The organism is Streptomyces sp. NPDC008092, from assembly GCF_042957285.1.
GTDB lineage: Bacteria > Actinomycetota > Actinomycetes > Streptomycetales > Streptomycetaceae > Streptomyces.
This window is the reverse complement of record NZ_JBIBHY010000022.1, coordinates 66,425-79,827: the sequence shown is the minus strand read 5'-3', so window position 1 is coordinate 79,827 and position 13,403 is coordinate 66,425. Positions and strand designations below refer to the sequence as shown.

14 protein-coding genes are annotated in these 13,403 nt (G+C 69.6%); 5 read left to right on the top strand and 9 right to left on the bottom strand.

Going from position 1 to position 13,403, the window contains the following annotated elements:
* Positions 1 to 466 precede the first annotated feature (466 nt).
* Together bldC and ACFZB3_RS45460 are read right to left on the bottom strand one after the other, a co-directional pair.
* Positions 467 to 673: a developmental transcriptional regulator BldC gene (gene bldC / locus ACFZB3_RS45465; protein ID WP_003949541.1), complete on the bottom strand. Its 207-nt coding sequence runs from the start codon at positions 671 to 673 to the stop codon at positions 467 to 469.
* Positions 674 to 1,292: 619 nt separating this feature from the next.
* Entirely contained in the window at positions 1,293 to 2,135 is an 843-nt protein-coding gene (locus ACFZB3_RS45460; protein WP_391388794.1) for a hypothetical protein, read from the bottom strand.
* Between the two features lie 266 nt (positions 2,136 to 2,401).
* Between ACFZB3_RS45460 and ACFZB3_RS45455 the strand changes: the two genes are divergently transcribed.
* Positions 2,402 to 3,493, top strand: coding sequence for a Glu/Leu/Phe/Val dehydrogenase dimerization domain-containing protein (locus ACFZB3_RS45455; RefSeq protein ID WP_391388791.1), 1,092 nt, complete (start codon positions 2,402 to 2,404; stop codon positions 3,491 to 3,493).
* Between the two features lie 300 nt (positions 3,494 to 3,793).
* Complete coding sequence (locus tag ACFZB3_RS45450) at positions 3,794 to 4,057, top strand: DUF3073 domain-containing protein (protein WP_046733692.1); 264 nt, start codon at positions 3,794 to 3,796, stop codon at positions 4,055 to 4,057.
* 117 nt (positions 4,058 to 4,174) lie between these two features.
* Here the strand turns inward: ACFZB3_RS45450 and purM are convergent, their stop codons facing one another.
* The 4 genes from purM to ACFZB3_RS45430 form a co-directional block, all read right to left on the bottom strand.
* Entirely contained in the window at positions 4,175 to 5,251 is a 1,077-nt protein-coding gene (gene purM / locus ACFZB3_RS45445) for a phosphoribosylformylglycinamidine cyclo-ligase (RefSeq protein WP_391388788.1), read from the bottom strand.
* A 31-nt stretch (positions 5,252 to 5,282) separates the two neighbouring features.
* Positions 5,283 to 6,812, bottom strand: a complete 1,530-nt coding sequence (gene purF / locus ACFZB3_RS45440; RefSeq protein ID WP_391388785.1) for an amidophosphoribosyltransferase — start codon at positions 6,810 to 6,812, stop codon at positions 5,283 to 5,285.
* Positions 6,813 to 7,053: 241 nt separating this feature from the next.
* Positions 7,054 to 7,500 (bottom strand): META domain-containing protein, encoded by a 447-nt coding sequence (locus ACFZB3_RS45435; protein ID WP_391388783.1) that lies wholly within the window; start codon positions 7,498 to 7,500, stop codon positions 7,054 to 7,056.
* A 51-nt stretch (positions 7,501 to 7,551) separates the two neighbouring features.
* Complete coding sequence (locus tag ACFZB3_RS45430; protein ID WP_391388779.1) at positions 7,552 to 8,349, bottom strand: sterol carrier family protein; 798 nt, start codon at positions 8,347 to 8,349, stop codon at positions 7,552 to 7,554.
* Positions 8,350 to 8,441: 92 nt separating this feature from the next.
* Here ACFZB3_RS45430 and ACFZB3_RS45425 point away from each other — a divergent pair, with 92 nt between their 5' ends.
* The 3 genes from ACFZB3_RS45425 to ACFZB3_RS45415 all read left to right on the top strand — a co-directional run bounded on the left by ACFZB3_RS45425 (position 8,442) and on the right by ACFZB3_RS45415 (position 9,785).
* Entirely contained in the window at positions 8,442 to 8,645 is a 204-nt protein-coding gene (locus tag ACFZB3_RS45425; protein WP_093501116.1) for a helix-turn-helix domain-containing protein, read from the top strand.
* Between the two features lie 7 nt (positions 8,646 to 8,652).
* On the top strand, positions 8,653 to 9,114 hold the full coding sequence (locus ACFZB3_RS45420; protein ID WP_391388775.1) for a Clp protease N-terminal domain-containing protein: 462 nt from the start codon (positions 8,653 to 8,655) through the stop codon (positions 9,112 to 9,114).
* Between the two features lie 116 nt (positions 9,115 to 9,230).
* Positions 9,231 to 9,785: a Uma2 family endonuclease gene (locus ACFZB3_RS45415; RefSeq protein ID WP_391388913.1), complete on the top strand. Its 555-nt coding sequence runs from the start codon at positions 9,231 to 9,233 to the stop codon at positions 9,783 to 9,785.
* A 62-nt stretch (positions 9,786 to 9,847) separates the two neighbouring features.
* Here the strand turns inward: ACFZB3_RS45415 and purL are convergent, their stop codons facing one another.
* Genes purL through purS form a run of 3 tightly spaced genes read right to left on the bottom strand, consistent with a single transcriptional unit; the run spans position 9,848 to position 13,043 of the window.
* Positions 9,848 to 12,106, bottom strand: a complete 2,259-nt coding sequence (gene purL / locus ACFZB3_RS45410; protein WP_391388770.1) for a phosphoribosylformylglycinamidine synthase subunit PurL — start codon at positions 12,104 to 12,106, stop codon at positions 9,848 to 9,850.
* Positions 12,103 to 12,783 (bottom strand): phosphoribosylformylglycinamidine synthase subunit PurQ, encoded by a 681-nt coding sequence (gene purQ, locus ACFZB3_RS45405; RefSeq protein WP_391388767.1) that lies wholly within the window; start codon positions 12,781 to 12,783, stop codon positions 12,103 to 12,105. The genes purL and purQ overlap by 4 nt, the downstream gene beginning before the upstream one ends.
* The gene (purS, locus tag ACFZB3_RS45400; RefSeq protein ID WP_351706465.1) at positions 12,780 to 13,043 is read right to left on the bottom strand and encodes a phosphoribosylformylglycinamidine synthase subunit PurS; all 264 of its coding nucleotides are present in this window, start codon (positions 13,041 to 13,043) and stop codon (positions 12,780 to 12,782) included. The genes purQ and purS overlap by 4 nt, the downstream gene beginning before the upstream one ends.
* Positions 13,044 to 13,403: the final 360 nt, after the last annotated feature.

Here is a 13,403-nt window from a genome sequence, read left to right as displayed (position 1 = left end):
ACTCCTCTAGCGCACCCGGGGCGGTACAAACAACCCGTGCGGTATGTGACGGGTGTCACCGCATGAGTTTCCGAAACGGCGGTACTTACCCCCTTCCTACAACTGGTCAATTTAATATGTGCAATTGCACCACCCTGTGGACCCGTCCCGGACCCGCCCCGGCCCCCCTCCGGACGCCCGCACAGCGGATCCGACAGTGATCCCCAGACTCCGACAAGGCTGCTCACAGAGGCGCTGGTTACGGTGGGCGAAGCCCCCACGGGAGCCCACGGACGCACAAAAAAGATCGCGCTGGACCCGGCGGAGTCCAGCGCGATCTACGACGCACCCTGTGTCGCTTGCCTGAGAAGTTCTTGTCGGCCTGGGCGTGGGCCCTGTTGGGGCAGGTCCCGCGTCGCTTGTAGCTAGGGTTCGGGGCACCTCGGCCAGTTGGGGGACCGGTCGGTTTGCCCGCTATTCAGTTGGATCAGGCTTCGCTGCGCTGCTGCGGAATGCCCGCCAGCAGGGCGCGCACCTCAGCCTCGCGGTAGCGGCGGTGTCCGCCGAGCGTGCGGATCGACGTGAGCTTGCCGGCCTTCGCCCACCGCGTGACCGTCTTGGGGTCGACGCGGAACATCGTGGCGACCTCAGCCGGGGTCAGCAGCGGCTCGGCATCAGGGGTGCGAGCGGTCATGAGCGGCCTCCTCGGGAGAACCGAACCTTCTCGGTTCTTTCCTCTAAATTCTGCACCTTGACCCGCGTTGCCCGAAATGGCGGACGCGAGTCGAGTCGGTTATAGGACGAACGGCTTGTCCTCGGCACTACAACTACACCATCTGTCCAGCCGCGTCGGCCAAACCGATGGAATTGCCCTCCCAGGTAGGCATCAGCCGCGGAAGCCGATGGACCATGCCATAGCGGACAGTCACGCCACTGTGACGATCAGTCACAGGACGATCAGGAGTCACCAGACCCCCCAAAGCACGTAATGCTGAGAATCCGCCCACAGTGCACCACACTTGGACGGATGGAGCCCTCCCCGGACTCCTTGTCCTATTTTGGCACGAGGAGTGGCAAGAGGCGCAAGAGCCGTGTAAGTGCTATCCATCACCCTTGACGCAAAAGCCCGGATCGGGATCCAACGTCCAGTGCGTTCACTGAAGTGCCGTCAACGTACGTTGTTTCATGGCTTCTGGGCCGTGACGTACATCACTCACCGCACACACGTCACGCAGGTGTCATCCGGCTGTAAACCGCATCGGACACCCCGTCACTCAGTACGGATCACCGGGCATCCGTGCTCAGACCGGCACTCAGTTCGCCGAACGGCGGTCCCGTACCGTCCGCCAGCGCTCCACCAGCCGCCCGTACGCCTCCCCGGCCGCGGCCCCGTCGCCCTGGCGCAGCGCCTCGATCCCGGCCGCCACGTCGGCCGCCGAATGGTCGCCCTCCAGGTCCCCGGCCGGCAGGGTGTGCACGAGACCGCCGTAGTCCAGCTCGACCACCGAGCGCGGGTGGAACTCCTCCAGCCAGCGGCCGACGTCCACCAGGCCGTCGATCAGCGGCCCTTCCTCCACGGTGTCCTTGAGCGTGCGCAGCGCCCGCGCCACCCGGCGGCGGGCCTGCACCATGGGCGTGCGGTAGCGCAGCATCGGCGGGATCTCCGCGGTGCCCTTCTCGTACCGGCGCTCCTCGTCGGAGACCAGCACGAACCAGTTCAGCGGCACCTGCCAGGTCGCGGTGCGGATCCAGGGCCGGCAGTCGGGGTTGCGGACCAGCCAGCGCTCGTAGTCCATCGTGGCCTGCCGCCGCACGACCGGCGGCAGCATGGCGTCCAGGACCGGCGCCGGCAGTTCGTCGGAGAGCTCCTGCAGGGCCTGCCAGCCGCGCAGCCGGGTCCGCCACGGGCAGACGCAGACGACGCCGTCCACCTCAAGGACGAACGCGTCGGCGCTCTCCTGCACCGGCACCGCGACCGGCGGGGTGGGCAGCAAGTCGGCCAGGGAGCGCCGGAGTTCGTCCTGGTACGAGGGGCGCTCCGGACGGCGGGCGTAGCGCGTCCAGTGGTCGCGCTCCCGGTCCGGGAAGGCTGCCAGCGGCTCGTACACACGCAGGTACGTCGCGTAGGGGACGACCACCGAGGACACCTTGGGCACGCCTGCTCCCTCCCCATCGGACCGGGCTCGAAACCAGCGGAACCCACGGCGGAGCCATGACGGAGCCGGCCGGGGCCGGCCGCGGAAACCACAGCAAATCGTCCCACGCCCATACGTGCACAGACGGCACGGGAGAGTGATCCTGAACACTGCGCGGATGGGGTACGGGCAATGGCTCTACGCTCATGCCACGGCCCCCGCCACCCTTACGGGAGCCCCCGCTTCCACCCGCCGCGACACACGCGACACAACCGGGAGTCACCACAGTGACCGACGTTTCCACCGGCGTCCTGCACACCCTGTTCCACTCGGACCAGGGCGGTCACGAGCAGGTCGTGCTCTGTCAGGACCGCAAGAGCGGCCTCAAGGCCGTCATCGCCATCCACTCCACCGCGCTGGGCCCCGCCCTCGGCGGCACCCGCTTCTACCCGTACGCCAACGAGGAGGAGGCCGTCGCCGACGCCCTCAACCTCGCGCGCGGGATGTCGTACAAGAACGCCATGGCCGGGCTCGACCACGGCGGCGGCAAGGCCGTGATCATCGGGGACCCGGACCGCGACAAGACCGAGGAGCTGCTGCTCGCCTACGGGCGGTTCGTGGCCTCGCTCGGCGGCCGGTACGTCACCGCCTGCGACGTCGGCACCTACGTCGCCGACATGGACGTGGTGGCCCGCGAGTGCCGCTGGACCACCGGCCGCTCCCCCGAGAACGGCGGCGCCGGCGACTCCTCCGTGCTCACCGCGTACGGCGTCTACCGGGGCATGCGGGCCAGCGCCCAGCACCTGTGGGGCGACCCCTCGCTGCGCGGCCGTACCGTCGGCATCGCGGGCGTCGGCAAGGTCGGCCGCCACCTCGTGGAGCACCTCCTGGAGGAGGGCGCCGAGGTCGTGATCACCGACGTACGGCAGGAAGCCGTCCGGGGCATCGCCGACCAGCACCCGGCCGTGGGAGTGGCCGCCGACACCGACGCCCTGATCCGGATCGAGGGCCTCGACATCTACGCCCCCTGCGCGCTCGGCGGCGCCCTGAACGACGCGTCCGTGCCGGTGCTGACCGCCCAGGTGGTGTGCGGCGCGGCCAACAACCAGCTCGCCCACCCGGGCGTCGAGAAGGACCTCGCCGACCGCGGGATCCTCTACGCGCCGGACTACGTGGTGAACGCCGGCGGGGTCATCCAGGTCGCCGACGAACTGCACGGGTTCGACTTCGAGCGGTGCAGGGCGAAGGCGGCGAAGATCTTCGACACCACGCTGGCCATCTTCGCACGTGCGAAGGAAGACGGGATTCCGCCGGCCGCGGCGGCCGACCGGATCGCCGAACAGCGGATGCACGAAGCGGTAACGGCGGGCGGCCACTGACCGAACACCGGGTTTCCGGACGGATTTCCGGTACCTGCCGGCGGGCACTTGGAGAGAACTCTCACGTTCGTCGGCGGGTCGTCCGCCAGGAAGTGGTTAAAATCGTGGTTGACCAGCGGGGACGGGGCACCTCGCGGGTCGTGCAGCCAGGCGCGTGGTGCGGGCGACGTACCGTATGGGCGCGGGCTCAGGTACCGTGGAAGCCCTACGGACCGGTCTCTCCGAGGAGAGCCCGTTCCGGATCATGAACGCGTGTCAGACTCTGGGGCCGTCGAGCCCCGTCACCGAGGGGGTCGAGCCATGGGGCGCGGCCGGGCCAAGGCCAAGCAGACGAAGGTCGCCCGCCAGCTGAAGTACAACAGCGGTGGGACTGACCTGTCACGTCTGGCCAGCGAGCTGGGCGCATCGACTTCGAGCCAGCCGCCGAATGGCGAGCCGTTCGAGGACGACGACGAGGATGACGACCCGTACGCCCAGTACGCGGATCTCTACAACGACGACGATGAGGACGAGGACGAGGACGACCAGTCCGGTCCGCACTCCCAGCATCGTCGCGGTGCTTGACGCCGGCGGCTGCTGAGCCGCTTCACTTGCCCGGTCCGGGGTTCCATCGCCGGACCGGGTTTTGTGCTGGCCTCACGGGGCTCCGCCCCGGACCCCGCTCCTCGAACGCCGGAGAGGCTAGTTCGGCGCGTAGTCGCCCACCAGTTCCGCACCCGTGGCGTGCTCGCCGCGGTCGGTGATCTCGCCTGCGACCCAGGCGTCGACCCCGCGGTCGGCCAGTGCGGTCAGTGCCACGTCCGCCGATTCCTGCGGGACGATCGCGATCATGCCGACGCCCATGTTGAGCGTCTTCTCCAGTTCGAGCCGCTCGACGCCGCCGGTGCGGCCGACCAGGTCGAAGACCGGACCGGGGGTCCAGGTGGCGCGGTCGACGATCGCGTGCAGGTGGTCCGGGATCACCCGGGCCAGGTTCGCGGCCAGTCCGCCGCCGGTGACGTGGCTGAAGGCGTGCACCTCCGCGGTGCGCATCAGGGCCAGGCAGTCCAGCGAGTAGATCTTGGTCGGCTCCAGGAGTTCCTCGCCGAGGGTCCGGCCGAGGTCCTCGATGTGCGCGTCGAGGGCGAGGCCGGCCTGGTTCAGCAGCACGTGCCGGACCAGGGAGTACCCGTTCGAGTGAAGCCCGGAGGACGCCATGGCGATCACCGCGTCACCCGTACGGATACGATCCGCGCCGAGCAGCCGGTCGGCCTCCACGACGCCCGTACCGGCGCCGGCGACGTCGAAGTCGTCCGCGCCGAGCAGGCCCGGGTGCTCGGCCGTCTCGCCGCCCACCAGGGCGCAGCCGGCCAGCACACAGCCCTCGGCGATGCCCTTGACGATGGCGGCGACCCGCTCGGGGTGGACCTTGCCGACGCAGATGTAGTCGGTCATGAACAGCGGCTCCGCGCCGCACACCACGATGTCGTCCATGACCATGGCGACCAGGTCGTGCCCGATGGTGTCGTAGACGCCCAGCTGCCGGGCGATGTCCACCTTGGTGCCCACGCCGTCCGTGGCGGAGGCCAGCAGCGGGCGCTCGTAGTTCTTGAGGGCGGAGGCGTCGAAGAGGCCGGCGAAGCCGCCGAGGCCACCGAGGACCTCGGGGCGCTGCGTCTTCTTCACCCACTCCTTCATCAGCTCTACGGCGCGGTCGCCCGCTTCGATGTCGACGCCGGCAGCCGCGTAGGAAGCACCGGAAACAGGGCTCTCAGACATTGCCTGGGATCTTTCGGGTTGATGACGGGGCTTACGGGCGACGGATCGCGTCGGCCGCGGCCGTGGCTGCCGGACCGGCCGCCAGCTCGGTCTCCAGGAGCTGCTTGCCGAGCAGCTCGGGGTCCGGGAGCTCCATCGGGTACTCGCCGTCGAAGCAGGCGCGGCACAGGTTCGGCTTGGCGATGGTGGTCGCCTCGATCATGCCGTCGATGGAGATGTACGCCAGGGAGTCGGCGCCGAGCGAGGTGCCGATCTCCTCGATGGTCATGCCGTTGGCGATGAGCTCGGCGCGGGTGGCGAAGTCGATGCCGAAGAAGCACGGCCACTTGACCGGCGGCGAGGAGATCCGGATGTGGACCTCGGCCGCACCGGCCTCCCGCAGCATCCGCACCAGGGCCCGCTGGGTGTTGCCGCGGACGATCGAGTCGTCGACGACGACCAGGCGCTTGCCCTTGATGACTTCCTTCAGCGGGTTCAGCTTCAGGCGGATGCCCAGCTGCCGGATGGTCTGCGAGGGCTGGATGAAGGTCCGGCCGACGTAGGCGTTCTTGACCAGACCGTTGCCGAAGGGGATGCCGGAGGCCTCCGCGTAGCCGACGGCCGCCGGGGTGCCGGATTCCGGGGTCGCTATCACCAGGTCGGCGTCGACCGGGGCTTCCTTGGCCAGCTTGCGGCCCATCTCCACGCGGGAGAGGTAGACGTTCCGCCCGGCGATGTCGGTGTCGGGGCGGGCCAGGTACACGTACTCGAAGACACAGCCCTTGGGCTTCGCGTCCGCGAATCGTGAGGTGCGCAGGCCGTTCTCGTCGATGGCGACGAACTCGCCCGGCTCGATCTCGCGGACGAAGCTGGCGCCGCAGATGTCGAGCGCGGCGGACTCGGAGGCGACGACCCAGCCGCGCTCAAGACGGCCGAGGACGAGAGGACGGATCCCCTGCGGGTCACGGGCGGCGTAGAGGGTGTGCTCGTCCATGAAGACGAGGGAGAAGGCGCCCCGGACCTTCGGCAGGACCGCGTGCGCGGCCTCCTCGATGGTCAGCGGCTTGCCGTCCTCGTCGGTCTGGGCCGCGAGGAGGGCGGTGAGCAGGTCGGTGTCGTTGGTGGCCGCGACCCGGGTGGACCGGCCGTTGTGGTCTTTGGGGAGTTCGGCGACCATCTCGGCGAGCTGCGCCGTGTTGACGAGGTTGCCGTTGTGGCCGAGCGCGATCGAACCGTGCGCGGTGGCGCGGAACGTCGGCTGGGCGTTCTCCCACACGGAGGCACCGGTGGTCGAGTAGCGGGCGTGACCGACCGCGATATGACCCTGGAGCGAACCGAGGGAGGTCTCGTCGAAGACCTGGGAGACGAGCCCCATGTCCTTGAAGACGAGGATCTGGGAGCCGTTGCTGACCGCGATACCCGCGGACTCCTGGCCCCGATGCTGGAGGGCGTACAGCCCGAAGTACGTGAGCTTGGCGACCTCTTCACCGGGAGCCCAGACACCGAAGACGCCGCAAGCGTCCTGGGGGCCCTTCTCACCGGGGAGCAGATCGTGATTGAGGAGACCGTCACCACGTGGCACGCCACCGAGTGTAGGCGAGATCGACCACTGGTCCGAATTGGGGATACACGGCCGTAATGGATCTACGCCCGCGGGCGCCGTTGTGGCTTTCTCCATTTTTGCAGGTCAGCGCGGTGGGAGGTTTCTCCAGACGGCACCGGTTGGGGCGGACCGGTGCCCGCGCAACCCCCTCGTACCGTATCCCTGAGTGAGGTGTCGCACATCATTCGGGGGGTCGCGAGGGGCCGCACCCGGGTTGCGGTCACGTCCTGGACAGCTGGACCCGGTCGCCGCCGCTCGCGGTGAGGGTGAGTGTCCCGCCCTCTCCCGCCATGGTCAGCGGTCCGGAGGTGAGGGTGCGGGAGAGGGCGCGCTCGAAGGTCATCCGCGCGCTGTCGCAGGCCATCCGCGTCGTGCGGAGGCGGCTCAGCCGGAGCTGGTCGCCGGTGATCTCCGCCGTGCCGCTGAACTGGTTGCACCCGAGGCCGCCGGCCGCGCGGCCGTCCTCGATCCTCATGTGGGCGTGCGCCGGGGCGCGGTGGGTGGTGCCGTCGGCGGTCACGCTGTCGACGGTCCAGTCGATCCCGGTCACGTCCGGCCCAGTTCCCACGGTTCCGCCTCTCGCGCCGCCACAGGCCACCGCGAGCAGAAGCAGCAGGGCGGCGGCCACCGCCGTCGTCAGGGTCGTACGGCGTGTGCGCTGTTTCAACCCGTACCCGTACATACCCTTTCGACGGCGCGCACCGGGTACCCGGTTCCCTCAGCCCATGACGGGCAGGTACGCCCCGAGGTCGGCCCGCTCGCCGCTGGCGCTGACCCTGGCGTCCGCCACGGCCTCCTGCCACGCCAGCCGCCCGGTGGCCAGCCGGATCCAGGTCAGCGGGTCGGTCTCGACGACGTTCGGCGGGGTGCCCCGGGTGTGCCGGGGCCCTTCGACGCACTGCACCACGGCGTACGGCGGCACCCGCACCTCGGTCGAGCCGCCGGGCGCCTTGACCGCGAGCGCGTCGGCGAGCAGCCGGGTACAGGCGGCGAGGGCCTGCCGGTCGTGGGGGATGTCGAGTCCCGGGACCGCCGCGCCGAGGTCGTCGGTGTGGACGACCAGCTCGACGGCCCGGGTGACGAGGTAGTCGTCGAGGGAGAGCGCGCCGGCGCTGGTGGCGAGCAGCCGGGTGCCGGGGTGCGCGTCGAGCAGGGCGCGGAGTCCGCCGTCGACGTCGGCGAGGTAGGCGTCGAGGTCGGGGTGGTCGGCGGCGAGGCGCCGGGTGAAGCCGTCGATGGCGGCGGCGTTGCCGGAGGTCCCGAACGGCCAGTCGAGCAGCACCGCGTCCGCCTTCGCCGGCTCGGGCTGGTCCAGGGCCCGGTGGACGGCGGTGACCGCCATCCCGATGTGCGCGACGAGGTCCCGTACGGTCCAAGCCGCCAGCCGGGTGGGGAGCGCGAGCTGCTCGGGGGTGAGGGTGCGGACGGCGTCCCGCACGTTCGAGAGCTGGGCGAGAACGGCCGTACGGGTCTTGGCGGGGTCGTACGTCCTGGGGCGCTTCTTGGCGGGAGGCATGGCGGTGAGCGTATTGCCTCGGTCCGACAGGCGAGGGCCGTAACTGTCAGGCTGGGTTGACAACCCCTATCCGTCAATCCAGACTGACAGACATGGAGACACAAGAGCTCTCGGAGCGCCTCAGGTCGCACGACCCCGCGGTGGGGCTGCGGGCCGTGGGTGCCCTGCACCGACTGGCCGAGCAGGTCGAGGCGGCGGCGGTCGTCCGCGCCCGCGAACAGGGCTGGTCCTGGGAGCAGATCGGGGATGCCCTCGGGGTGTCCCGTCAGTCCGTCCACGCCAAGTACGGGAAGTGAGACGACCATGTTCGAACAGTTCGCGGCGGAGGCCCGGGCGACCGTCACGTCGGCGCTCGAAGAGACCACCCTGCGCGGCGACCGCCGCATCGGCACCGAGCACCTCCTGCTGGGAGTGCTTCACGACCCCGGCGCGGCCGACGCCCTCGGCACCGACCTGGAAGCCGCCCGCACCGCCCTCGACACCCTCGACCGGTCCGCGCTGGCCGTCGTCGGCATCGACGTCCGGGGCATCGAGCGGGCCCCGATCCCCGCGTCCCGCAAACGCACCCCCTTCACCTCGGGCGCCCGCGCCGTCCTCCCCCGCGCCCTCGCCGAGACGAAGAAAGCCCGCAGCCGCCGCATCACCCCGGAACACCTGCTCCTGGCCCTGCTCGACTGCGAGCACCCGGATCCGGTGGCGGCACTCCTCACCGAACTCGACATCGACCGCACCACGGTCCGGGCCCGGCTGCGGCAGCCGGGATGATCACCCGTGGGTGTGATCACCAGCCGAACCCGCCCCACACCGCCTCGACCTGACGACACTGGTCTTCGCCTGGAAGGGGGTGCAACACGACGGTCATGGCCGAGCGCACGTCTCAGATGTCGGTGTTGGAGTTCGAAACGATCGCCTCCACCGCCCCGGAGACCGTCACGTTGGAGTTCATCGGCGGGCGGATCGGAGTCAAGAAGGCGGCGGACGGGGGTCGCAGCACCGTCGTGGCGTGGCTGGCCCGGCGCTGTATGCGGGCCAGGCCGGACCTGGATCTGTACTACGGCCGAGGGCTCAGGGTGGAGGCGCATCGGGAGGGCAGGGTGAGGCCGGACGCGGTGCTCGCGCCCGAGGCCCACTTCGCGGGACACGGCGAGTGGGCCGATCCGGACGGTGCGCTCATGGTCGTCGAGGTCACCTCGTACGACTCGGACACCGACCGACGGGACCGGCACGAGAAGCCGACTGCATACGGTCAGGCCGGAATCCCGCTGTATCTCCTGATCGACCGGGACTCCTGCACGGTCACGGTGCACGGCGGCCCGGACCGGCAGATCGGCGGGTACCGCACCGTCCAGACCTCGAAGTTCGGCGAGAAGGTGGCTCTCCCCGAACCGATGGGCATCGAACTCGACACGGAGATCCTCAAGAACTACGTCCGTTGAGCCGAGAGGGCCCCGCCTGGAAGAGCATCCGGGCGGGGCCTTCGTCGTCGTACGGCCGCCGGCTACGCCAGCAGTGCCTCGATCGTGCCCTCGTGCGCCTCGCGCAGTTCGGTCAGGGAGAGGGTGAACTCGCCCTGGATGTCCACCGAGTCGCCGTCCACGACGCCGATGCGGGTCGCCGGGAGGCCCCGGGCGCCGCACATGTCGTTGAAGCGGACCTCCTCGGAGCGCGGGACGGCCACGAGTGCGCGGCCGGCCGACTCGGAGAGGAGGAAGGTGAAGGCGTCGAGGCCGTCCGGGACGACGAGGCGCGCGCCCTTGTCGCCGAGGAGCGCGGACTCCACGACCGCCTGGATCAGACCGCCGTCGGACAGGTCGTGCGCCGAGTCGATCATGCCGTCGCGGGAGGCGGAGATCAGGATCTCGGCGAGGAGGCGCTCGCGCTCCAGGTCCACCTTCGGGGGCAGGCCGCCCAGGTGGTCGTGGACGACCTGGGACCAGGCCGAGCCGCCGAACTCCTCACGCGTGTCGCCGAGGAGGTAGAGCAGGTGGCCCTCCTCCTGGAAGGCGACCGGCGTGCGGCGAGCCACGTCGTCGATCACGCCGAGGACGGCGACCACCGGGGTCGGGTGGATGGCCGCCTCGCCCGTCTGGTTGTAGAGCGAGACGTTGCCGCCGGTCACCGGGGTGCCCAGCTGCAGGCAGCCGTCGGCGAGGCCGCGGACCGCCTCGGCGAACTGCCACATCACCGCCGGGTCCTCGGGCGAGCCGAAGTTCAGGCAGTCGGAGACGGCGAGGGGCTTGGCGCCGGTCGTCGCCACGTTGCGGTAGGCCTCGGCCAGGGCCAGCTGGGCGCCGGTGTAGGGGTCGAGCTTGGCGTAGCGGCCGTTGCCGTCGGTGGCGATGGCGACGCCGAGGCCGGTCGCCTCGTCGACGCGGATCATGCCGGAGTCCTCGGGCTGGGCCAGCACCGTGTTGCCCTGCACGAAGTGGTCGTACTGCGAGGTGATCCACTTCTTGGAGGCCTGGTTGGGGGAGCCCACCAGCTGGAGGACCTGTGCGCGCAGCTCCGCGCTGTCGGCCGGGCGCGCGAGCTTGTTCGCGTCGTCCGCCTGGAGGGCGTCCTGCCAGGACGGGCGGGCGTAGGGCCGCTCGTAGACCGGGCCGTCGTGGGCGACCGTGCGCGGGTCGACGTCGACGATCTTCTCGCCGTGCCAGAAGATCTCCAGGCGGTCGCCGTCCGTCACCTCGCCGATGACGGTGGCGATGACGTCCCACTTCTCGCAGATCTCCAGGAAGCGGGCGACCTTGGCCGGCTCCACGACCGCGCACATGCGTTCCTGCGACTCGCTCATGAGGATTTCCTCGGGCGAGAGGGTCGAGTCGCGCAGCGGCACGTCGTCCAGGGTGACGGTCATGCCGCCGGAGCCGTTCGAGGCCAGCTCGGAGGTGGCGCAGGACAGGCCGGCCGCGCCGAGGTCCTGGATGCCGACGACGAGCTTCTCCCGGAACGCCTCCAGGGTGCACTCGATGAGCAGCTTCTCCTGGAAGGGGTCGCCGACCTGGACCGCGGGGCGCTTGGAGGGCTTCGCGTCGTCGAAGGTCTCGGAGGCGAGGATCGAGGCGCCGCCGATGCCGTCGCCGCCGGTCCGGGCGCCGTACAGGATGACCTGGTTGCCGGCGCCGGAGGCCTTGGCGAGGTGGATGTCCTCGTGCCGCATGACGCCGATGGCACCGGCGTTGACCAGCGGGTTGCCCTGGTAGCAGGCGTCGAAGACGACCTCGCCGCCGATGTTGGGCAGGCCCAGGCAGTTGCCGTAGCCGCCGATGCCGGCGACGACACCCGGCAGCACGCGCTTGGTGTCGGGGTGGTCGGCGGCGCCGAAGCGCAGCGGGTCGACCACGGCCACCGGGCGGGCGCCCATGGCGATGATGTCGCGGACGATGCCGCCGACACCGGTCGCGGCACCCTGGTAGGGCTCCACGTACGACGGGTGGTTGTGCGACTCGACCTTGAAGGTGACCGCGTAGCCCTGGCCGACGTCGACCACGCCCGCGTTCTCGCCGATGCCGACGAGCAGGGCGTCCGACTGGGGCGCCTTCTCGCCGAACTGGCGGAGGTGGACCTTGGAGGACTTGTACGAGCAGTGCTCGGACCACATGACCGAGTACATGGCGAGTTCGGCGCCGGTCGGGCGGCGGCCGAGGATCTCCACCACCCGCTCGTACTCGTCCTTCTTCAGGCCGAGTTCGGCCCAGGGCAGGTCGACGTCGGGGGTCGCGGCCGCGTGCTCGACCGTGTCCAGAGGCGTCCGGCTCATGCGTTGACCAGCTTCTTGAGGATCGAGGTGAAGAAGGGGAGGCCGTCGGTGCGGCCGGTGCCGATCAGCGGCTCGACGGCGTGCTCGGGGTGCGGCATGAGGCCGACGACGTTCCCGGCCTCGTTGGTGATGCCGGCGATGTCGCGCAGCGAGCCGTTGGGGTTGAAGTCCAGGTACCGGAAGACGACCCGGCCCTCGGCCTCCAGCTTGTCGAGCGTGTACTCGTCGGCGACGTACCGGCCGTCCATGTTCTTCAGCGGGATGTGGATCTCCTGGCCCGCGCGGTAGTCGGCCGTCCAGGCGGTGTCCGCGTTCTCCACCCGCAGCTTCTGGTCGCGGCAGATGAAGTGGAGGTGGTTGTTGCCGAGCATCGCGCCGGGGAGCAGGTGGGCCTCGGTGAGGATCTGGAAGCCGTTGCAGATACCGAGGACCGGCAGGCCGGCCTTCGCCTGCTCGATGACCGTCTCCATCACCGGCGAGAAGCGGGAGATCGCGCCGGCCCGCAGATAGTCGCCGTAGGAGAAACCACCCGGAAGGACCACCGCGTCGACCTGGTGGAGGTCCTTGTCCTTGTGCCAGAGAGCGACCGGTTCCGCGCCCGCGAGACGGATCGCGCGCTGGGTGTCACGGTCGTCGAGGCTTCCCGGGAAAGTGACGACGCCAATACGAGCGGTCACTTCGCCGCCTCCGCGACTTCGTCGACGTGAACCGTGAAGTCCTCGATCACGGTGTTGGCGAGGAAGGATTCCGCAAGATCATGGATGCGGGCGAGCGCGGCCTCGTCGACCGGCCCGTCAACTTCCAGTTCGAATCGCTTTCCCTGACGTACATCGGAGATGCCTTCGAAACCCAGGCGCGGCAGCGCACGCTGGACCGCCTGGCCCTGGGGGTCGAGGATCTCCGGCTTGAGCATGACGTCGACTACGACGCGTGCCACTGGCACTCCCGGTGTTGTGGTGCTGACTGCTGAGCAGATACCCGTGATACCCGTCGGTGGTCTCCGACCGGTGTCTTCAGACTACCCGCACAAAATTTCTACGCGGGTAGAGTTGTAGGAAACTACGTGAGCCGCATCACGATCGGGTGACAGCCGCGGATCCTCACGAAAAGTTCTGGGAAAGTTCCCCGGGTTCGTCCACGACATCTATTGCGCTGGGGACACGCGGACGGATTTAGTCGGGCTTCACTTTGTATTGCCAGGCACTGTACAAATGAATTGGCAATAGCCGATACTCGGCACGTCATCTTCCGCCGTCGCGGTCATCGCCGATGAGCTGTCGATGAGCTGTATAGACGT